Annotated in this window: 15 protein-coding genes and 1 tRNA gene; 6 read left to right on the top strand and 10 right to left on the bottom strand. The window is 71.7% G+C overall.

Features of this window, described 5'->3' with window-relative positions:
- Positions 1 to 50: 50 nt before the first annotated feature.
- Both EDF23_RS09335 and EDF23_RS09330 read left to right on the top strand, forming a co-directional pair.
- Positions 51 to 836, top strand: a complete 786-nt coding sequence (locus tag EDF23_RS09335) for a trimeric intracellular cation channel family protein (protein ID WP_123291876.1) — start codon at positions 51 to 53, stop codon at positions 834 to 836.
- A gap of 229 nt (positions 837 to 1,065) precedes the next feature.
- The gene (locus EDF23_RS09330) at positions 1,066 to 1,674 is read left to right on the top strand and encodes a TetR/AcrR family transcriptional regulator (RefSeq protein ID WP_165901076.1); all 609 of its coding nucleotides are present in this window, start codon (positions 1,066 to 1,068) and stop codon (positions 1,672 to 1,674) included.
- A 141-nt stretch (positions 1,675 to 1,815) separates the two neighbouring features.
- Here EDF23_RS09330 and EDF23_RS09325 read toward each other — a convergent pair whose 3' ends face one another.
- The 5 genes from EDF23_RS09325 to EDF23_RS09305 all read right to left on the bottom strand — a co-directional run bounded on the left by EDF23_RS09325 (position 1,816) and on the right by EDF23_RS09305 (position 8,875).
- On the bottom strand, positions 1,816 to 4,161 hold the full coding sequence (locus EDF23_RS09325; RefSeq protein ID WP_131921489.1) for a DUF3488 and transglutaminase-like domain-containing protein: 2,346 nt from the start codon (positions 4,159 to 4,161) through the stop codon (positions 1,816 to 1,818).
- A complete protein-coding gene (locus EDF23_RS09320; RefSeq protein ID WP_131880528.1) occupies positions 4,158 to 5,489 on the bottom strand; it encodes a DUF58 domain-containing protein in 1,332 nt (443 codons plus the stop codon). The genes EDF23_RS09325 and EDF23_RS09320 overlap by 4 nt, the downstream gene beginning before the upstream one ends.
- Positions 5,489 to 6,481 carry a MoxR family ATPase gene (locus EDF23_RS09315; RefSeq protein ID WP_235035938.1) on the bottom strand — a complete coding sequence of 331 codons (993 nt, stop codon included), beginning with the start codon at positions 6,479 to 6,481 and terminating at the stop codon, positions 5,489 to 5,491. The genes EDF23_RS09320 and EDF23_RS09315 overlap by 1 nt, the downstream gene beginning before the upstream one ends.
- A 172-nt stretch (positions 6,482 to 6,653) precedes the next feature.
- A complete protein-coding gene (locus EDF23_RS09310) occupies positions 6,654 to 7,658 on the bottom strand; it encodes a sugar phosphate isomerase/epimerase (protein WP_131921488.1) in 1,005 nt (334 codons plus the stop codon).
- Positions 7,655 to 8,875, bottom strand: coding sequence for a Gfo/Idh/MocA family oxidoreductase (locus EDF23_RS09305; RefSeq protein ID WP_131921487.1), 1,221 nt, complete (start codon positions 8,873 to 8,875; stop codon positions 7,655 to 7,657). Before EDF23_RS09305 ends, EDF23_RS09310 begins: the two co-directional genes overlap by 4 nt.
- 97 nt (positions 8,876 to 8,972) lie before the next feature.
- Here EDF23_RS09305 and EDF23_RS09300 point away from each other — a divergent pair, with 97 nt between their 5' ends.
- The gene (locus EDF23_RS09300; protein ID WP_123291869.1) at positions 8,973 to 9,968 is read left to right on the top strand and encodes a LacI family DNA-binding transcriptional regulator; all 996 of its coding nucleotides are present in this window, start codon (positions 8,973 to 8,975) and stop codon (positions 9,966 to 9,968) included.
- A 64-nt stretch (positions 9,969 to 10,032) separates the two neighbouring features.
- Here the strand turns inward: EDF23_RS09300 and EDF23_RS09295 are convergent, their stop codons facing one another.
- A complete protein-coding gene (locus EDF23_RS09295) occupies positions 10,033 to 10,482 on the bottom strand; it encodes a MarR family transcriptional regulator (RefSeq protein ID WP_123291868.1) in 450 nt (149 codons plus the stop codon).
- 171 nt (positions 10,483 to 10,653) lie between these two features.
- On the opposite strand from EDF23_RS09295, the gene EDF23_RS09290 reads away from it, so the two are divergent.
- Positions 10,654 to 11,850 carry an MFS transporter gene (locus EDF23_RS09290; protein WP_123291867.1) on the top strand — a complete coding sequence of 399 codons (1,197 nt, stop codon included), beginning with the start codon at positions 10,654 to 10,656 and terminating at the stop codon, positions 11,848 to 11,850.
- 141 nt (positions 11,851 to 11,991) lie between these two features.
- On the opposite strand, the gene EDF23_RS09285 is transcribed toward EDF23_RS09290, so the two are convergent.
- From EDF23_RS09285 to EDF23_RS09270, 4 genes are all read right to left on the bottom strand, one after another.
- Positions 11,992 to 12,080 (bottom strand) — tRNA-Ser (locus EDF23_RS09285).
- Between the two features lie 487 nt (positions 12,081 to 12,567).
- Positions 12,568 to 13,902, bottom strand: a complete 1,335-nt coding sequence (locus EDF23_RS09280) for an LCP family protein (RefSeq protein WP_131921486.1) — start codon at positions 13,900 to 13,902, stop codon at positions 12,568 to 12,570.
- Between the two features lie 170 nt (positions 13,903 to 14,072).
- Positions 14,073 to 14,753: a GntR family transcriptional regulator gene (locus tag EDF23_RS09275; protein ID WP_131846694.1), complete on the bottom strand. Its 681-nt coding sequence runs from the start codon at positions 14,751 to 14,753 to the stop codon at positions 14,073 to 14,075.
- Between the two features lie 170 nt (positions 14,754 to 14,923).
- A complete protein-coding gene (locus tag EDF23_RS09270) occupies positions 14,924 to 16,378 on the bottom strand; it encodes an MFS transporter (protein ID WP_311316827.1) in 1,455 nt (484 codons plus the stop codon).
- 220 nt (positions 16,379 to 16,598) lie between these two features.
- Between EDF23_RS09270 and EDF23_RS09265 the strand changes: the two genes are divergently transcribed.
- Together EDF23_RS09265 and EDF23_RS09260 are read left to right on the top strand one after the other, a co-directional pair.
- On the top strand, positions 16,599 to 17,984 hold the full coding sequence (locus EDF23_RS09265) for an AAA family ATPase (RefSeq protein ID WP_131921485.1): 1,386 nt from the start codon (positions 16,599 to 16,601) through the stop codon (positions 17,982 to 17,984).
- Entirely contained in the window at positions 17,977 to 19,977 is a 2,001-nt protein-coding gene (locus tag EDF23_RS09260; protein ID WP_131921484.1) for a VWA domain-containing protein, read from the top strand. The genes EDF23_RS09265 and EDF23_RS09260 overlap by 8 nt, the downstream gene beginning before the upstream one ends.
- Positions 19,978 to 20,118 lie beyond the last annotated feature (141 nt).

Genomic DNA, 20,118 nt, shown 5'->3' with positions numbered 1-20,118 from the left:
TAACCGCCGTTCGGCCCGCCAGTCGTTCGGCGTGGGGTTTGATGGTTCTCATGAACCTGCTGTCCGTCGATGGCCTGGCGTCGGTCACGAACGTGCTCGACCTCGCCGGGGTGTTCGCGTCCGCCCTCCTCGGTGGATCGATCGCCCGCGCGATGGACTTCGACCTGTTCGGGTTCCTGGTCGTCGGCTTCGTCTCGGGGCTCGGCGGCGGCATGCTGCGCGACACCCTGCTGCAGAACGGCCCCCCGGTCGCACTCGTCGACCCGCTCTACGTGCCGGTCGCCTTGGCCGGGGCACTCATCGCCTTCTTCGTGTCGTTCTCCGAGATCACCTGGGACCGGTTGTTCACCGTGCTCGACGCCGCGGTGATCGGGTTCTGGGCGGTGGTCGGGGTGCAGCGCACCTACGACGCCGGCTTGGAGTGGCCCGCCGCGATCATCATGGGCACGATCACCGCGGTCGGCGGCGGCGCGATGCGGGACCTGCTGCTCCGCCGAGTGCCAGCGGTGTTCGGCGGGAACGCGCTGTACGCCACCGTGGCCGTCGCGGCGTCGGTCGTCATGGTCGTCGCGTCCGCCCTCGGGTCGCCGTCGATCGGGATCGTGGCCGCGATCGCGCTGTCGCTCGGGCTGCGCTGGGGTGCGGTCCGCCGCGGCTGGGGACTGCCCAACGGTCGTGACTGGCAGCCGAAGTCGACGCTCGGCTCGCTGCTGCGGCGCGGGCGGAGCCTGCGACCCGACGCACTCCGGCTGCTCCGACGCCCCGGACGGCGGACGGGAGCGGGCAGTGTGCGCGAAGAACACGACACGGCAACGGATTCCTCGTTCGACGACTGAGGGGTGTCATCTGTCGGTGCTCCGGCGTAGCATCCCTACCGTCGGGTATCGACCCGGCTCATGTCGTCCGCACCGAACCGACGCGACCCGAACGCGCCGGTTCCGCGCAGACGTGGTGATGGGGGCTTCGCTGATGCCGCGCGTGATCAGACGCGCGGCGCGGCAGGTCTCCCACCCCAAGCTCGCCCGCCCCGGCTCCAGCACCGGTGGCCCCGCCCCAGCAGGAACGATGAACGACGACGTCTCCGACTCCCCCACGCCGCGGACCCCACGGGCCGAGGTCCGAGAACGTCTGCTCATCGCCGGTGCCGCCGTCTTCGCCGAACAGGGCGTGCACGGCGCGCGCCTCGACGACGTCGCCGCACGCGCCGGGCTCAGCAAGGGCGCGGTCTACTCGAACTTCTCGTCGAAGGAGGACCTGCTCGCGCAGGTCATGCAGCGCGGGACGAACCTGGTGCTCGGGTCGCTGCAGGAGCTCATCCGTGCCGACATCGCCGCGGCGGACATCGCGGACGTCGTGCGAGCGGCCTTCGGACGGCACGACCAGCGCGCGCAGTTCGCCCTGCTGTCGGAGTTCCGCGCCTACGCGATCCGACACACCGATCTGCTGCCCGAGTTCGTGCGGCAGCGACGGGTGCTGCAGGACGGCGTGCACGAGCTGGTGCGACTGTGGTTCGGGGCGCACCCGGAGGTCGACGCCGGCATGCCGCTCGACGCCTTCGCCACGGCGCTCGTCGCCGCCAACGTCGGGGTCGTGTTCGACGGGCCTGCGCTGCCGGGGGTCGACCCCGGCGAGGTCATCGCCGCCCTGGTCGAGGCGGTCGTCCGCCGCCGCTGACCGGGCGGCGGCATGGTGCTGCGGCGTGGCGCTCTGGCGTGGTGCTGCGGCGTGGTGCGGCGTTGACCACTCGGTGCGAGCTTGTTGCGCCGCACCGAGTGGCCAACCTCGCACCAGCCGAGACTCCGGGGTCAGGCGGGGTCAGGCAGGGCGACGGGAGCGCCGACGGCCCTCGTGCGACCACGCGGACGACGGCAGCAGGCTCGGCGGCAGCAGGCGCGACCGCAGCACCCGTCCACCGGAGACCGAGGCGTCGAGGGCCTCCCGCGCCTGCTGCACGTGCCGCACGAGCGCCTCGCCGTCGACCGCTGCGACCCCGCCGGCCGCGAACCGTTCGTGGTCGACGGCGTCGACCACGGCGTCGAGGTGCGGGAGCGCCGAGGCTGGCAGCACCGGACGGAGGCGTCCGAGGACGGCCCGGGCGGTCCGGGCCGCAGCCCCTGCGTCACCGGGTGGCGCCAGCCCGGGGGCGTAGCCGTGGTCGGCGACGTCGTCGAGGGCCTCACGCCAGGCGTTCACCGCGGGTGAGCGACCAGCGGCGACGGCGGACAACCGCGACCGCCGACGGAGCGCTCGGACGAGTCCGGGGGCGATGAGCAACGCGAGCACGAGCGCCGCGCCGAACAGCAGGCCGGCCGGACCGCTGCCGCCCGAGGCACCGGCCGCACCGGGCTGCGCCGACGCCGAGGGGGTCGGCGTCGCCGAGGACTCGGCAGGTGCGGACTGCTCGGGCGCGGGCAGCGGGGACTCGGGCGTGGCGGCGGTCGGGGTCTCCGTGGGTTCGGTCGAGGGCTGCGCTGCCGCGTCGGAGTCCGGCGTGGGCTCGAACGCGACCCAGCCGGCCCCCTTGATGTACAGCTCGGGCCAGGAGTGCAGCTGCCGGTTCGACACCGCGTACTCACCGTCGGGCTGCGCCGCCCCGGCCCGGTACCCCACCGCGATGCGGGACGGGATGCCGAGCGTCCGGGCCATCACGGCCATCGCCGACGAGAAGTGCACGCAGTAGCCCTCGCGCACCTGCAGGAAGGTCGAGACGACGTCCATGCTGTCGCCGTCGTAGCCCTGCTCGACGGGGGCCGTCTCGGAGTAGGTGAACAGGTCGCTGCGGAACCACTGCTCGAGGGCGCGGGCCTGGGCGTAGTCATCGGACGCGGCCCCGGCCACCCGCTCCGCGGTCGACGTGATGTTCGCGGGCAGGTCCTTCGGCAGCGTCAGGTCGGTCTGCAGCTGGTCGCCGCTCGGCTCGCGGAACCCCCGGCCGTCGGCACGGGACAGGACACCCGAGGCCGCGACGGCGTCGAGGTACGCGTTCGCCAAGGTCGAGGCACCGTAGACCTCGTACGTCGCACCGCGCGGCGTGGCCGGACCGGTCGACCGCACGGTGCTCGAGGACCCCATCCAGCGCCACTGCGACAGGTCGAGGTTGGTGGAACGCGACTCGATCGACACCGCCCCGGACGGCACCGGTAGGTACGTGCTCGACAGCCCGGTGATCCGGACCGTGACGTCGCCGCGGGTCGCCAGGCGGGGGTTCACGCCCTCGGCCCACTGCTGTTGGTCGGCGGTGTCGGCCTCGGCGGCGTTCGTCACCGTCGGCACCCAGTCCCCGGTGCCGAACTCGTCCAGGTCGGCGAGCTTGAGGTACTCGGGCTGGCCGTCGGACGACCGGTAGCGGAGCACCTCGAGTTCGCTCGGCTGCCGCAGGTCGTTGCCGAGCTCGAGCAGGGTGCCGGGTCGCCCGGGTTGGATCGGCGACTGGATGGCCCCGGTGACGCCGGACAGCCAGCTCGCGTTGAGCGGCACGATCGCGGGCAGGCCGATCGCGACGACGAGCCCGATCGCACCGACGACCGCGGCCGGGACCGCACGCTGCACGGGTCGGACCGACAGCCACAGCAGGGCGAGGAAGGCGACGGCCGTGGTGATCACGAGTGCGGTGCCCGCCGGCTGTCCGGTGATGATCCCCGGGACGATGAGGATGACGAGTGCCGGCGCGGCGGCGAGCGACGGGATCCGGGCGATCGCGGCGAGGAACAACGAGACGCCCGCCACCCAGGCGATCGACACGGTCACGACCAGTCGGATCGCGTCGGTCTGCGGCAGCGGCGCGGGGTTCAGGCGGATGGCGGCGAGCGTCTCGCCCAGCGCTCCGTCGGCGTCGAGCCAGCCGAGGGGTTGCACGTCGTTGACCAGGGCGGCGGCGCACGAGCACAGCACGAGGGTGGCGACGAGTGCCACGAACCGGACCCCGGGGGCCCGGCGACGCACCGCGAGCATGACGGCCACGAGCACCGCGACGACCACGACGCCGGACACCCACCAGGCGGTGCCCTGCACGAGCGGGCGGATCGCGAGCGCGGCGATGAGCACGGGCACCGGGGCGAGCGCGACGACCCAGGTGCTCGGGGTGTCACGGGTGTCGTCGTCGCGGTCCAGGACCTCACGCACGTCGACGGGCCGACGCGACGACGCAGCGGTGCCGCTCACCGTGCGGCTCCGGACGCGGTCGCCCCGGCGACCGGTACCACGAGGGTGCGCCAACCACCGCGGTCGAGGATCCCGCGGACCACCGGGTCCGGCGGCACGATCGTCGCCATGATTCCGCGGCTCGATCCGCTCGTCGCCGTCACGAGTTCAGCCGCTTGCTCGGCGGTGCAGTTGCCGGTGACCACCGCGGTCATGCCGTGCACGTCCCGCCCACGCACCTCGGGCAGGACATCGGTGACCGGACGAGCGTCGCTGCGGAGCCGGACGTCCGCGAGTCCGACGAGCACGTCGGTGAGGCCGCCGACGTCACCGGCGTGCCGGGTGCTGCCGGACGGCCCGTCGCTCACGAGCACGACGCGCGAGGTCCGGGCGGCGAGGGCGCGGGCGACACTGGCGGCGACGACGACGGCGTGCTCGAAGGCCTGGTCACCGCCCAGGTCGGAGAGCTCCGCCAGGTCCTCACGCCCGAGGCCCTGGTAGGACTCGCGCCGGACGTCGAGCGCGATGACGGCCTCGGGTGGTTGCGCCTGCGTGGTCTGCCGGACGTGCAGTTCGCCGCGGCGAGCACTCTGCGCCCAGTGCACCCGACGGATCGGGTCGCCGGGACGGTACGGCCGGAGTTCGCTGTCGTCGGCGGACCCGCCCTGCCCGACCCGTCCTTCGTCGGCGGAGACGGCCCCGGCGAGGGCGCCGGTGTCGATCGCGGCGAGGGGTGCGCTCGCGGGGACGACGACGACCTCTTCTGCCGGCACCACCGGGCGGTCGATGCGGAGCAGGCCGAAGGGGTCTTCGACCCGGATGGTGACGGGTCCGACGAGCGTGCGGCCGCGGTGCATCGCGAGCGCCTCGACGTCGAGCACCGCTGGCGGCAGGCCCGGGCCGACGAGCGCGTAGGTCTCCGCCTCGGACGCACTGGCGAAGGCGTCCTCGAGCTGTTCGCGGACGAGCAGGGTCGACCGCGGGCCGATCGGCAGGCTGGTGCTGCCGAGGGTGATCCGCTCGCGGTACACCTCGCCGACCTGCACGATCGCGCGGGCCGTGCTCCGGCTGCCCCGGAGCGGCGCGGCGACCACGAACGCCATCACGATGCCGAGCACGACGAGCACGAGCAGCAGCAGCCCGGCCGAGACGGCGACGCTGGTGGTGCCCACGAGCCCGCCCCCGATCAGCCCGATGCCGATCGCGATGACGGTCCAGCCGCGCACGGTCGGACGGGGGAACGGCGTGCGCCGGAGCAGGGACAGCCCGCGGCGGCCGAAGCGCCCGAGCGTCGAGCGCGCGGCACCGGTGCGCCGCAGCAGCGACGACGGTGCCGATCGGCCGGGCATCAGGAGCGGACGGGGGTCGCCGTGAACGGCACGGCGGTGTCGGAGACGATGCGGACGACGATCTCGCGCACGGTGTCCTCGCCCGTGCCACCGAGTCCGCGCGCCACCGGCACGAGCCGGTGGGCGAGCACGATCGGTGCCAGCGCGGCGACGTCGTCCGGCGTGACGAACGGCCGGCCGAGCAACGCCGCGTGGGCACGGGCAGCCTGGGCCAGGTGCAGCGTGGCGCGGGGGCTGGCGCCGAGCACCAGGTCGGGGTGGGTGCGGGTGGAGCGGACGATCGCGATGACGTACGCCTCGACGTCGGGGGCGATGTGGACGTTCGCCACGGCCTCGATGATCCCGCGCAGCGTGGTCACGTCGACGATCGGTCGCAGGTGCGACAGCGGGTCGCCGCCGCCGCGGTTCGCGAGCATCTGCCGTTCGGCGTCGACGCTCGGGTACCCCATCGTGATGCGCGCCATGAAACGGTCACGCTGGGCCTCGGGCAACGGGTAGGTGCCCTCCATGTCGATCGGGTTCTGCGTCGCCACGATCATGAAGGGGCGGTCGAGCAGCCGGGTCACGCCGTCGACCGTGACCTGCGACTCGGCCATCGCCTCGAGCAGGGCGGACTGGGTCTTCGGGCTGGTGCGGTTGATCTCGTCACCGATGACGACGTTCGCGAACACCGGCCCCGGTGAGAACCGGAACGTGCCCGAGGACTGGTCGAAGATGTTCACCCCGGTGACGTCCGACGGCAGCATGTCGGACGTGAACTGGATGCGGTTCACCGAGCCGCCCACCGAGGCGCCGAGTGCCTTCGCCAGGACCGTCTTGCCGACGCCGGGGACGTCCTCGACGAGCAGGTGTCCCTCGGCCAGCATCACGGTGAGGGCGGTGCGGATCGCCTCGGTCTTGCCGTCGATCACCGTCGAGACGGACGCGACGATGGCGTCGCCGACCTCTCGGATGCGCTCGAGGGGGAAGGCGGGGTCGGTCGGCTCCGGCACGCAGGGCTCCTCGTCTCGGGACAGGTGTCGTGCATGCTACATCGGTCCGGTGACAGCGCCCGGTGGGCGTGTCACCGATGCGCACTGGACGGGAGGCCCGTGGAGCGTGCGCCGATCAGCGCACGTCCCACGGGCCTCCCGTCCGGATCACGTGGTGCGTCTCAGACGCGACTCACGCGCGCGTCGTGAGCGCCGTGTCGGCTGCGAGCAGGACCTTCGCGGCGACCGCGACCCCTTCTTCGCGACCGAGCTCGGTGTCCTCGTGCTCGATGTTGACCCACATGTCCGGGTCCACCTCGCGCAGGGCCTCGAGGAACGCCGACCAGTACGCCTCGTCGTGACCCTTGCCGAGCGCGACGAAGTCCCACGCGGACGGCTTCGGCCACTCGTTGGCCCACTCGTCGCCGCCGAGGTTCGTGCGCGGCTCGTCCGGCGACAGCCGACGGAACGAGTTGTCGAGCACGCCGTTGATGGCCGCGTGCGGGTTGATCCGGACGTCCTTCGCGGCGGCATGGAAGACCAGGTCGCCGAGGTCGCGGACGACCGCCACCGGGTCCATCTGCTGCCAGAACAGGTGCGAAGCGTCGAGTTCGACGCCGGTGTTCGTCAGGCCACCACGTTCCACGAGCTCGCGGATCGTCGCCGGGTTGAACACGACGTTCTGCGGGTGCAGCTCGAGTGCGACCTTGACCCCGTGCTCCCGCGCCAGGGCGTCGATCTCCTGCCAGAACGGCACCGCGACGCTCCACTGGTACTCGATGACGTCGAGCGCGGCGGAGTTCCAGGCGTTCACGATCCAGTTCGGTCGGGTGCCGCCGGGCTCGCCGGCCGGCAGCCCGGACATCGTGACGACGCGGTCCTGGCCGAGGCGTGCGGCGAGGCGGATGCTGCGCCGGATGTCCTCCGCGTGGGCCTGGCCGATCGCTCGGTCCGGGTGCAGCGGGTTGCCGTTGCAGTTCAGGCCGGCGATGGACACCCCGGTGCCCTCGAACCGGGCGAGGAAGGCGTCACGTGCTGCGTCGTCCTCGAGGATCGCGTCGATGTCCGGCACGTGCACCGGCGGCAGGAACCCGCCGGTGTTCAGCTCGATGCCGGTCAGGCCGTTGCCCGCGATGGCCGTCAGGGCGTCGGCGAGCGGCCGGTCGTGGAAGATCGCGTTGTACAGACCGAGCTTCATGCGTGCGCTCCTTCGGTGGTGCGGACGGGCGGCACGTCGAGGGAGGCCCCACCGGCCCCGGCGGACCGTGCCACCGCGTCGAGGATCTCCATGTTGTGCACGCCGTCGTCGAACGTGGCGTTGGCGGGGAGCGGGTCCGCGACGCCGGCGACCTCGTCGAGGAACGCGCGTGCCTGGTACTCGAACATCTGGTTCTGTCCCCAGCCGACACCGGGCGCGTCCATCGCCATGCCTCCGGCGACGTAGGGGTGGTCCGGGCCGAGGACGACCTGGCGGTAGCCACCGAGGCGGGAGCCGTCGGACTGCAGCGCGAGGCCGATCTCCGAGGCGCGCTCCTGGTCCCAGCGCGCTGCACCGTTCTCGCAGAAGACCTCGATGACCAGGCCGTTCGGGTGCGCCGTGGCGACCCGGGACACCTCGAGCGAGCCCACCACGGAGCCGTCACCGAAGCGTGCGTTGAAGGTGGCGTAGTCGTCGTTCTCGACGTCGGCGAACTCACCCGTCAGCGGGACGGCTTGCCCGCGCAGGGCGAACCCGGCGGCGATCGGGCGCTTCGTGATGGCGGTCGTGAACATGCCGCCGTTGACGCTCTGCACCTCGCCGGCCAGGAACTCGGCCACGTACGCCAGGTGCGAGCCGACGTCGGCGAGGGCTCCGGTGCCGGGGGCACCCGCGAAGCGCCACGAGAAGGGCACGTCGGGCGACGAGCCGTAGTCGGTCCAGTAACGGGCGGAGACGTGCAGGACACGGCCGAGCGTGCCGTCCTCGACGAGCTGCTTGATCGCGGCGAGGCCAGGGGCGCGGCGGTAGGTGAAGCCGACGCGGGCGACGAGCCCGCGCTGCGATGCCTCGGTGGCCGCGGTGGCCATCGCCCGTGCGTCCTCGAGCGAGTCCGACAGCGGCTTCTCGCACAGGACGTGCTTGCCGGCGGCCAGCAGCCCCTCGACGATCTCGCGGTGCAGCTTGTTCGCGACGACGACGCTCACGACGTCGATGTCGTCGGCCTCGGCGATGGCTCGCCAGTCCGTGTCGTGGCGGGCGTAGCCGAAGCGCTGCGCAGCCTCGGCCGCCAACGGCTCGTACACGTCGCCGATCGACACGAGCCGCACGGGCGGCAGCGTCGGGGCGAAGAGTGAGGGTGCGTTCCGCCACGCGGCCATGTGGGCCTTGCCCGCCATGCCCGCCCCGATGACGGCGACGCCGATGCTGTCGCTCATGTTCTCTCCTTCGAGAAGTCCGGTGCCGATTCTGGAACGTTCCAGAACGTGTCGGTAGACTGTAGCCCGACCACCCCATGTCCTGTCAAGGAGCCGCGTGTCACGACCCCCGACGATCATCGACGTCGCGACCCGTGCCGGCGTCTCGAAGTCACTCGTCTCGATGGTGCTCCGCGACGATCCGGGCGTCTCCGACGCACGCCGCTCGGCCGTGCTCGCGGCGGCCGCCGAGCTCGGCTACCGCCCCAACCGCGCCGCCGCGATCCTCGCCGGCACCCGGACCCGCACCGTCGGCGTCATCGTCGACGACTTCCGCAACCCGTGGTTCGTCCCCCTGCTCGACGGCATCCGCGACGCGCTCGCACCGCACGGCCTGCGGCTCACCCTCGCGGACACCCGTGCGAACGCCCACCTCGACTCCTCGCCGTTCGACGACCTCGTCTCGCTACGGGTCGACGGCGTCGTCCTCGCCGCCGAGGGCTTCCCCGACCTCGTCGTGCCGGCCGACACCCCCGTCGTCGTCGCCGGCGCCCGAGCCGACGTGCCCGGCGGGCTCGACGTCGTCGCCTCGGACGAGGCCGCCGGCGGCCGGTTGGCAGCGGATCACCTGATCGGACTCGGTCACCGCCGCATCGTCCACGTCACCGGCTCGGGAGGCCCGGCTGCGGTCCGCCGCGAGGGCACCGTCGCGCGGATGGTCGCGTCCGGCATCGCGCCACTGGTCTACGGCGACGGCCCGACGTCCGAGACGACCGGGTACGAGGGCACCCGCCGCGCACTGCGGGACCACCCGGACCTGACGGCGGTGTTCGCCGCGAACGACGTCATGGCGATGGGCGCGATCGCCGCCGTCCGCGAAGCCGGACTCCGGGTCCCCGAGGACGTCTCGGTGGTCGGCAACGACGAGACCCCGCTCGCCGCCTCACCCCTGCTGCGCCTGACCACGGTCGACCCGCACAACGACGAGGTCGGGCGGCTCGCGGCGAACCGGCTCGTGGAGCTCGTCGGCGCGGCCGAACGACCCGCTCCGAGCCGGGTCCTGGTGCCGCCGTCGCTCGTCGTGCGGTCCACGACGGCGCCGCCGCGGGCCTGAGACGCCACCACCCCGCGACCGCAGCGCGCGGGGCGGCGGTGATCCGGGCCTCCCGGCCGACGGATCAGACGCTGGCACCCTCGAGCCGGTCGACCGCGACCGCGAGTTCTTCGAGTTCCGGGACCTCGCGCGCTTCGGCGAGCGCCCCCTCGAGCGCAGCGGCGTGGATCGGCGTGGCCGCATCCAGCAGCCGCTGACCGGCGTGGGTGAGCTCCGTGTAGAGCCCGCGGCGGTCGTCGGCGCAGAGCACGCGGGTGAGCAGCGCACGTTCCTCGAGTCGGTTGACCAGCCGGGTCGTGGCACTCGGGCTGAGGGCCGCCGCGCGTGCGAGCTGCTGCATGCGCATGTGGAAGCCGTCCTGTCGGCGCAGCGCGTCGAGCACGGTGTACTCGACCACGGACAGGTCGACGTCGCGCAGCGCGCGCTCGAGTCGCGTCTCGATCAAGCCGTGCAGTGCCGCCAGGGTGCGCCAGCCGTGGGCACGGACGGCGGTGGAGGTGTCGTCGACGGACATCGGGCTCCTTCTGGTCGGCTGCGCGGTCGGTCGCCGCGGTCGGTCGCTGCGGTCGTTGCGGGCGCGTGCAGTTGCTTGCGCGGATACCCCGCGTGTGCAACTATCGATACCGCGCGTCTGCAACAACCAGCGTACGCGGCACAGCGCCACCGCACAACGGAAGGAACCCCCATGCCCGCGGGACTCATCGCCCTCGCACTCGGCGGATTCGGCATCGGACTTACCGAGTTCGTCATCACCGGCCTGCTGCCCGAGGTCGCCGCCGACTACGGCGTCACCGAGACCACGGCCGGCTGGCTCGTCACCGGCTACGCACTCGCCGTCATCGTCGGCGCCCTCGGCCTGACCGCAGCCACGACCCGACTCCCCCGCAAGCCCGTCCTGCTCGGGCTGCTCGTGCTCTTCATCATCGGCAACACGCTGTCCGCGATCGCACCGACCTACGAGGTCATGATGTCCGGACGCGTCATCGCGGCGCTCTGCCACGGAGCGTTCTTCGGCATCGGCTCCGTCGTCGCCGCGAACATGGTCGAGCGCTCGAAGCGCGCCTCGGCCGTCGCCCTGATGTTCACGGGGCTGACGGCGTCGAACGTGCTCGGGGTGCCGTTCGGCACGTTCCTCGGCCAGGCGCTCGGCTGGCGTTCGACCTTCTGGGCCATCGTCGCGATCGGAGTCGTCGCCCTGGTCGGCGTCCTCGTGCTCGTCCCCGCCGTCCGTCAGACCGAGACCCCGTCACTGGCCCGCGAGCTCGGGGTCTTCCGCTCCGGCCAGGTGTGGCTGTCGCTCGGCATGACCGTGCTCGGCTACGGCGGGATGTTCGGGGCGTTCACCTACATCGCGTACACGCTGACCTCGGTGTCCGGGTTCCCGTCGTCGGCGGTGCCGTGGCTGCTCGTGGTGTTCGGCCTCGGGCTGTTCGTCGGGAACTTCGTCGGCGGCAAGCTCGCCGCACGCTCGATCGACCGGACCCTGCTCGTCGTGCTCGTCGCCCTCACCGTGGTGCTCGGACTGTTCGCCCTCGTCGCGACCTCGCCCGTGCTGACCGTCATCGCACTCGTGCTCATGGGCGCCTTCGGGTTCGCGACCGTGCCGGCCCTGCAGACGCGCGTGATGCAGTACGCGGACCACGCGCCGACCCTGGCGAGCGGGGCGAACATCGCCGCGTTCAACCTCGGGAACGCGCTCGGTGCCTGGATCGGTGGGCTCACCATCGCCGCCGGGCTCGGCTACACCTCGCCGATCTGGGCGGGCGCCGGGATCACCCTGGCCGCCGTGGCCCTGACGCTCGTCGCCATGGGTGCCGTGCGGCGTGGGCGTTCGCGCGGGGCCGGCGAGCTGACCTCGACAGGGAGCGTCGCGACGGCCTGACGGCAGCCCGGCGGAACCAGGTTCCGGACACAGCACCACGCCGTTCCGCGGTGTCGTGTCCGGAACCTGGTTCACGCGGCGTGCAGACCAGCACGGAGACGACGAAACCCCGGTCCGATCGGACCGGGGTTTCATGGAGTGCGGAGACGGAGGGATTTGAACCCTCGGTCCCCTAAAGGGGACTCCACCTTAGCAGGGTGGTGCACTCGGCCGGACTATGCGACGTCTCCAAGCACTCTCGCGAGCGCTCCGACCACCATACAGGAGGACCGGGCCACTCTCGACCCGACCGCACCCCCGCGCGTGGCACGGTCGCGGAACGCGGGTCCCCCGAAGTGGGGACACCTCGGGGTTGTCCCGACGTACCCCGGTGAATAGCATCATCGAGACGCGGCGATCACATTCCGGGGCTCGTCCCCGTAGTCGCGACACAGCACCGACGTCGCTCTCCGAGCCGGGCCCGGCGCGCCCGGTTGCCTGGCGCCCGCTCGGGGAGCGGCTTCCGGGGGCGCGGTCCACCACCGCGCCCCCGTTTCTGCGTCCGGGCACGGCGGCCGACCAGTACGCGAAAGCGACAGTGTGCCGGCACGGCCCGTGGTCTGTGCCGTCAGCGCGACAGTGTGCCGCGGATGTTCGGCGGCAGACTGTCGCTTTCGCGAGACGCGGGGCGGGACGAGCGGGGCGGGGGCCCGGCGAGCCAGAGCCAGAGCCGCCGGGTCAGTAGCCGAAGGCCTTGGAGCAGGTCTCCTGGTCGGCGGACTGCCCCTCGAGCCCGTCGATGGTCTCCGGCGTCGCGGATGCCGTCGGAGCAGCAGCGGGTGTGGACGGAGTACCGGCGGCAGGCGACGACGGCGCAGCAGCCGCGGGTGCGGACGCCGGAGCCGACGGTGCCGCAGCAGCCGGCGACGAGGCCGCTGCCGACGGCGCCGCGTTCGCCTCGGACCCGATGCCCGTGCTGTCCTCCCCCAGGGAGAACGACTGGTCCGCCTTGATCTTCGCGAACAGCTGGTCGGCCAGGTACGTCGTCGGCTGGACCTTGCCCTCGTAGACCCCGGTGCCGCCGGTCGTGCCCGGGTACTGCACGAAGTTCACCTGCGACAGCGGGAGGTCCTGCAGCGCCCGACCCATCTGCACCATCGTCCCGATGTCGTTCAGGCTCTGGGACAGCTGCATGTTCGACGCCGCGGCGCGGGCCAGCTTGTACAGGGTGGTCGGCGACGTGAGGGTGTCGTTCGACTTCACGGTCCGGAGCAGCGACGACAGGAACACCTGCTGGCTCGAGATCCGGCCGAGGTCGGAACCGTCACCGACGCCGTGCCGGGTCCGGAGGAACGCGAGTGCTTCGTCGCCCTGCAGGGTCGAGGTACCGGCGGGCAGGTCGAGCCCGGTGTAGGGGTCCTCGATCGGCTGCGCCACACAGACCGGCACACCACCGATCGCGTTCGACATCTCGATGACGCCGTTGAACGAGACCGCGGCCGAGTACTGGATGTCCAGGCCGGTGAGCCCCTGCACGGTCTGGGTCACGCAGTTCAGCCCGCCGTCGCTGAACGAGGTGTTGATCGGCTGCGCGGCCATGGCCGGCGCGGTGCCGGAGCCGTCGGTCTTCTTGCACGCGGGGATCGGGGTGACGAGGTCACGGGGGATGCTCACCGCGGTCGCGTTGGTGTGGTCGGCCGAGACGTGGAGCAGGATGTTGACGTCGTTGAGCGTCGCGTCGCGCTCCCCGAACTCCGCGGACTGGTCCGGGTCGTTGTCCGTCCCGACGACGAGCATGTTGAAGCCACCCTTGTACGCGCTGAGCGACGGCGCCTTGGTGCCGTTCGACCGCGGCGCGGGCTGCCCCTCGATCTGCACGCCGTCACCGAGGTCGTCGGTCACCTGCTTCGCGGCGATCGCGGCGACCGAGGCGGTGCTGACGAGCGCGACTGCGGCCACGCTCGCGACCAGCGCAGCGACGGTCCGGAAGGGTTCGGACCGACGGAGACGTCCGTGCCGTGCGATCCCGTCGGCTCGGTTGAGACGGTGGGAGCGATCGCGGACGTCGTTCACGGGCTCTCCTGTCGTCGGTGGACGCGCCGGGGTGGCAACCGGTCAAGGCTGCCACGGAGGTCCCTGGCGATCCAGTGCGAACGACGTCAGAGCGAGGCCACCGGGCCACCGTCGACCCCCGGATCCGTGCGCCGTGGCGCCGACCTGTGCGAACCCGCAGCCGGGACGGCTCAGGAGGCCACGGCCACCCGGAACCGGTCCGGCAGGGCGATGAGCGCCGCCGCGAGCTCGAGCAGCACCACGGCGCAGTCGTCGAGCGCGTCACGCTCCGCTGCCCGCACGGCCTGGTCGACGAGGTCGAGTCGCCGCGCCCGGTCGACCACGGCGTCGATCCCGTTGGCCAGTGCGACGTCGTCGGTGAAGAACGTGTCGAGCACGGTGCGCTGCGACAGCATCCAGTCGGCGCTGACCGAGGCGCCGCGGCGCCGGAGGAACCACGCGGCGAGTTCGACGAAGGCCCCGGCTTCGGTCCAGCACTCGCGGAGCCAGGCCGGGTCGAAGCGGTCGTCGTGGCCCGTGCCGCTCACCGGCGGGTCGACGACCAGGGCCCGGGCGATGCGCAGGCGCTCGGTCATCTGCCCGACGGACCACTGCGTGATCACCACGCCGACGTACCGCTGCACGGTGACGAGCTGATGGGACTCGAGGGAGACGAGGGCTTCGCGCACCGGCGTGCGGGAGACCCGCATGTCCTCGGCGATGGTGTCGAGGCGCAGGCGCTGCCCGCGGCGGTACTCGCCGCGCAGCACGCTGTCGAGCAGGCGGAGGAAGACCGCGTCGCGCAACAGACTGCGCCGGAGGCCGTGGGGGTCGCGGTCGCCCCGGCCGACACGCATCGGTGACTGCTCCATCGCGCCAGCCTCACGCACGGCGGTCACCCTGGCCGACCGCACCGGCACCGTCGTGGATCGTCGTGGTGGGTGTCGCGCTGTGGAGGAGTGCCATGCCAGCACCGTGACACCACGACGACGGCCGTGCTAAACACTCTGAATACAGAATGTTGCATGGCCGCCGTTGTTGTTCAGCGCCGCTGCTGCTCCGCGTCCCCGGTCAGGACGGACAGGGGCTGGGTGACGTCCTCGAGCCCCTTCCGTGCGGCATCGACCCCGAAGACCAGGGCTATCACCCCACCGCCGATCATCACCGCAGACCCGAGCAGGTACCCCCAGAAGAGCGGTTCACGCGAGGACCCGTCCCCGATGAAGGCACCGTAGATCAACGGTGCGACCGCACCGAAGATCTGCGCGAGCGCGAAGAAGTACGAGATGGCCTGCGACCGCAGCTCGAGGGGGAAGATCTCGCTGACCGTCAGGTACGCGCTCGAGGCACCGGCGGACGCGAAGAAGAACGACACGCACCAGAAGGCCACCTGCACCGTCGCGGAGATCGCGTCGGCGCGGAACAGGAACGCCGAGGTCGCCAGGACGAGCCCCGACACCAGGTACGTCAGGAAGATCATCTGCCGACGGCCCCACGTGTCGAAGAACCGACCGAGGATGATCGGTCCGAGCAGGTTCCCGATCGCGAACGGGAAGAAGTAGATCGACGTCTGCGCGGTCTTGAGTCCGAAGAAGTTCGTCAGGACGAGCGCGTAGGTGAAGAAGATCGCGTTGTAGAGGAACGCCTGGGTGATCATCATCGACGCCCCGACCAGGGTGCGCGTCGGGTACTGCTTGAGCAGCACGCGCGCGATGGTCAGGAACCCGACGCGGTCGGTCGGCGTAACGGTCATGGCCTTCGACTCGTCGACGTCCGGCAGCCGCTTGCCGGTGGATTTCTCGACCGCCTCCTCGATCTGGGTGACGGTCGCTTCGGCCTCTTCCTCGCGCCCGTGGGTCATGAGCCAGCGCGGACTCTCGGGGATGTGCCGCCGCAGGAAGATGATCGCGATGCCGAGCACCGGGCCGAGGAAGAAGCCGATGCGCCAGCCGATGCTCTCCGAGAAGTTGGCCGTGTCGAGCAGGTAGATGTTCGCGAAGGCGCCGAGCGCGGCGCCGCCCCAGTAGGTGCCGTTGATGGCGATGTCGACGTGGCCGCGGTACTTCGCGGGGATCAGTTCGTCGATCGCCGAGTTGATCGCCGCGTACTCGCCGCCGATGCCGAGGCCGGCGACGAACCGGAACGCGGCCAGGAACCAGAAGTCCTGGGCGAGACCGGCGACGCCCGAGCCGATCAGGTAGATCGCGAGCGTCAGGATGAAGAGCTTGCGCCGCCCGAGCCGGTCGGACATGCGCCCGAACACCAGCGCTCCGACCACCTGGCCGACCAGGTAGATCGTGCCGAGGGAGGTCACCTGTTGCGTCGACAGGTTCAGGTCGGCCTGGAAGCCCGCGTTGGAGACGATCTGGATCTCCAGACCGTCCAGGATCCAGGAGACCCCGAGTCCGACGACGACACTCCAGTGGAACCGTGTCCACGGCAGTCTGTCCATCCTGGCGGGGACCAGGCTCTTGATCGCCCCGTTCGTGCTGCTCACGAGAGGGGAACCTACGCCGAGATCGGCGAGATGGTTCACATTCGGTACGACGTGGCCGGCTCGGAGCCGGATCCCCCTATCGAATCCGGCTCCGATGCCGGAGCCTCAATCATTGCGGTTGCTATGGAAACCCACAAGACGGGAGGCGCGGGGCGGGCCCGCCACGGGCCTCCCGTCCGCCTTCCGGTCGCTTTCGCGATCGCGGCGTAGCGTCGAGGAGGTGACCCGACCCGACATCCGCACGGTCGGCGAGCTCCGCACTTCTGGCCACGTCCAGAAGACGGTCCGCGCCGAGATCCGCGACAACCTGCTCACCGCGCTGCGCGCGGGAGACGACCCCTGGCCCGGCCTGCACGGGTTCGAGACGACCGTTATCCCGCAACTCGAACGTGCCCTCATCGCCGGACACGACGTCGTCCTGCTCGGTGAGCGCGGCCAGGGCAAGACCCGCCTGCTCCGCACCCTGCAGGGCCTGCTCGACGAGTGGACCCCGGTGATCACCGGCTCCGAGCTCGGCGAGCACCCCTACGAGCCCATCACCACCGCGAGCGCCCGCCGAGCCGACGACCTCGGCGACGCCCTGCCGATCTCGTGGCGGCACCGCGACGACCGCTACGTCGAGAAGCTCGCGACGCCGGACACGAGCGTCGCCGACCTGATCGGCGACGTCGACCCGATGAAGGTCGCCGAAGGGCGCAGCCTGGGCGACCCGGAGACCATCCACTTCGGACTCGTCCCACGGGGCCACCGCGGCATCGTCGCGATCAACGAGCTGCCCGACCTCGCCGAACGCATCCAGGTGGCGATGCTCAACGTGATGGAGGAACGCGACGTCCAGATCCGTGGCTACGTGCTCCGACTCCCCCTCGACGTGCTCGTGGTGGCCAGCGCGAACCCGGAGGACTACACGAACCGCGGCCGGATCATCACGCCGCTGAAGGACCGCTTCGGCGCGGAGATCCGCACCCACTACCCGATCGAACTCGAGGACGAGATCGCGGTCATCCGGCAGGAAGCGCAGCTCGCCGCCGAGGTGCCGGACGCGATCGTCGAGATACTCGCCCGCTTCACCCGTGCCCTGCGCGGGTCGAGCGCGGTCGACCAGCGCAGCGGTGTCAGCGCCCGGTTCGCGATCGCCGGCGCCGAGACGGTCGCCGCGGCGGCCGTGCACCGTGCAGCACGCCAGGGTGAGCCGGAGGCCGTCGCTCGACCGATCGACCTCGAGACGGCGGTCGACGTGCTCGGCGGCAAGATCGAGTTCGAGAACGGCGAAGAGGACCGCGCGGACGAGGTCCTCGAGCACCTGCTGCGGACCGCCACGGCCGAGACGGTGCGTGCCCGGTTCCGCGGACTCGACTTCGGGGTGCTCGTCGAGGCGCTCGACGGCGGGACGATGGTGACGACGGGCGAACAGGTCGGGGCGCGGGCGTTCCTCGAGGGGCTGCCGTCGATCGGCGAGTCCGACCTGTACGACCAGGTGTGCGAGCGTCTCGGTGCCACGAACGACGGCGAGCGCGCGGGTGCGATCGAACTCGCGCTCGAGGGGCTCTTCCTCGCCCGCCGCATCAGCAAGGAGTCCGGCGGGGGCGAAGCCGTCTATGGCTAGGCAGAACCGACGACTGACGCGGGACACCCGGTACGGCGCCTACACCGACGGTCCGGACCCGCTCGCGCCGCCCGCTGACCTCGCCGAAGCACTCGACGCCATCGGGCAGGACGTGATGGCCGGCACCTCACCGGAGCGTGCCATGCGGGAGTTCCTGCGCCGAGGCGGCCGGACGCAGCGCGGACTCGACGACCTCGCGCGCAAGGTCGCGGATCGGCGCCGCGAACTCACCGCGAAGAACAACCTCGACGGCACCCTGCAGCAGATCCGCGAGCTGCTCGACCAGGCGCTCCGCGCCGAACGCGGCGAACTCGCCCGCAACGTCGAGCTCGACGACGGCGACCGCGCCCTGGCCGAGATGCAGCTCGACAGCCTGTCCCCGTCGCCGGCCGCCGCGGTGCAGGAGCTCGGCGGGTACGACTGGACGAGCCGCGAGGCCCGGCAGAAGTACGACGAGATCAAGGACCTGCTCGGTCGCGAGGTGCTCGACCAGCGCTTCGCGGGCATGAAGCAGGCGCTCGAGGGCGCCACGGACGACGACCGCGCCGCGGTCAGCGCGATGATGCAGGACCTCAACCAGCTGCTCGAGGACCACCGCGCCGGCACCGACTCGCAGGAGCAGTTCGACGCGTTCATGGCGGAGCATGGCGAGTACTTCCCGTCGAACCCCGCGAACGTCGACGAGCTGCTCGACGACCTCGCGGCACGGGCCGCCGCCGCCCAGCGGATGCGGAACTCGATGACCGAAGAGCAGCGCGACGAACTCGACGCCCTCGCCCAGCAGGCCTTCGGCTCCCCCGACCTGATGGGGCAGCTGTCCCAGCTCGACGGCAACCTGCGGTCCCTGCGGCCCGGCGAGGACTGGGGCGGGTCCGAGCGCATGGAGGGCGACCAGGGGCTCGGACTCGGCGACGGGACCGGGGTGTTCCAGGACATCGCCGACCTCGACGCCCTCGCGGACCAACTCGCCCAGTCCGGCCCCGGCTCCGAGCTCGACGACCTGGACCTCGACGCCCTGACCCGGCAGCTCGGTGCCGAGGCCGCCGTGGACGCCAGGACCCTGCAGCAGCTCGAGAAGGCCCTGCGGAACTCCGGGGCGATGCGCCGCGGAGCGGACGGGCAGCTCCGGCTCACCCCGAAGGCCATGCGGCAGCTCGGCAAGAGCCTGCTCCGTGACGTCGCCGAGCGGATGTCCGGCCGACAGGGTGCCCGCGACATCCGGCAGTCCGGCGCGGCCGGCGAACCCTCGGGCGCGACCCGGCAGTGGGCGTACGGCGACACCGAGCCGTGGGACGTCACCCGGTCGATCACGAACGCGCTGACCCGGACCGCGGCCGACGGGCGGGTCGGCCCCGGCGTCCGCCTGACCATCGACGACGTCGAGGTGCAGGAGACCGAGTCCCGCACACAGGCCTGCGTGGCGCTGCTCGTCGACACGTCGTTCTCGATGGCGATGGAGGACCGCTGGGTGCCGATGAAGCGCACGGCCCTGGCGCTGCACACGCTCGTCTCGACGCGGTTCCGCGGCGACGACCTGCAGCTCATCGCGTTCGGACGCGAGGCCGAGGTCGTGGACATCGAGCAGCTCGTGGGTCTCGACGCCATGTGGGACAAGGGCACGAACCTGCACCACGCGCTGCTCCTCGCCAACCGGCACTTCCGGAAGCACCCGACCGCCCAACCCGTGCTGCTCATCGTCACCGACGGGGAACCGACGTCGCACCTCGAGCCGAACGGACAGGTGTGGTTCGACTACCCGCCGGACCCCGTGACGATCGCACTGACCGTTCGGGAGCTCGAGAACGCCGGTCGGCTCGGCGCCCAGACGACGTTCTTCCGCCTCGGCGACGACCCGGGGCTCGCACGGTTCATCGACGCGATGGCGAAGCGGGTGGACGGCTCGGTCGTCGCTCCGGAGAACGACGACCTCGGTGTCGCCGTCGTGGGGTCGTACCTGGGGTCGCGCCGCGGCGGGCAGTCGTTGTTCGACTAGCCGCCGGATCGGTCCCGGCAGGGACTGTTGCGCGGGGTTCCGCAGTCGTATGCTGAGCGCCACCACAGTTGCCCCAGACCCCGGCCGCCGTGATCGTTCTTCCCGCGCTGACCTCGTCGGCGCGCCGGAAGCGGTCGGCCG

This window comes from Curtobacterium sp. PhB128 (genome assembly GCF_004340725.1).
In the GTDB taxonomy this organism is placed as follows: Bacteria; Actinomycetota; Actinomycetes; order Actinomycetales; family Microbacteriaceae; genus Curtobacterium.
Note: the sequence above shows the minus strand (reverse complement) of the source record. Positions and strands in the feature narration are given on the sequence as shown.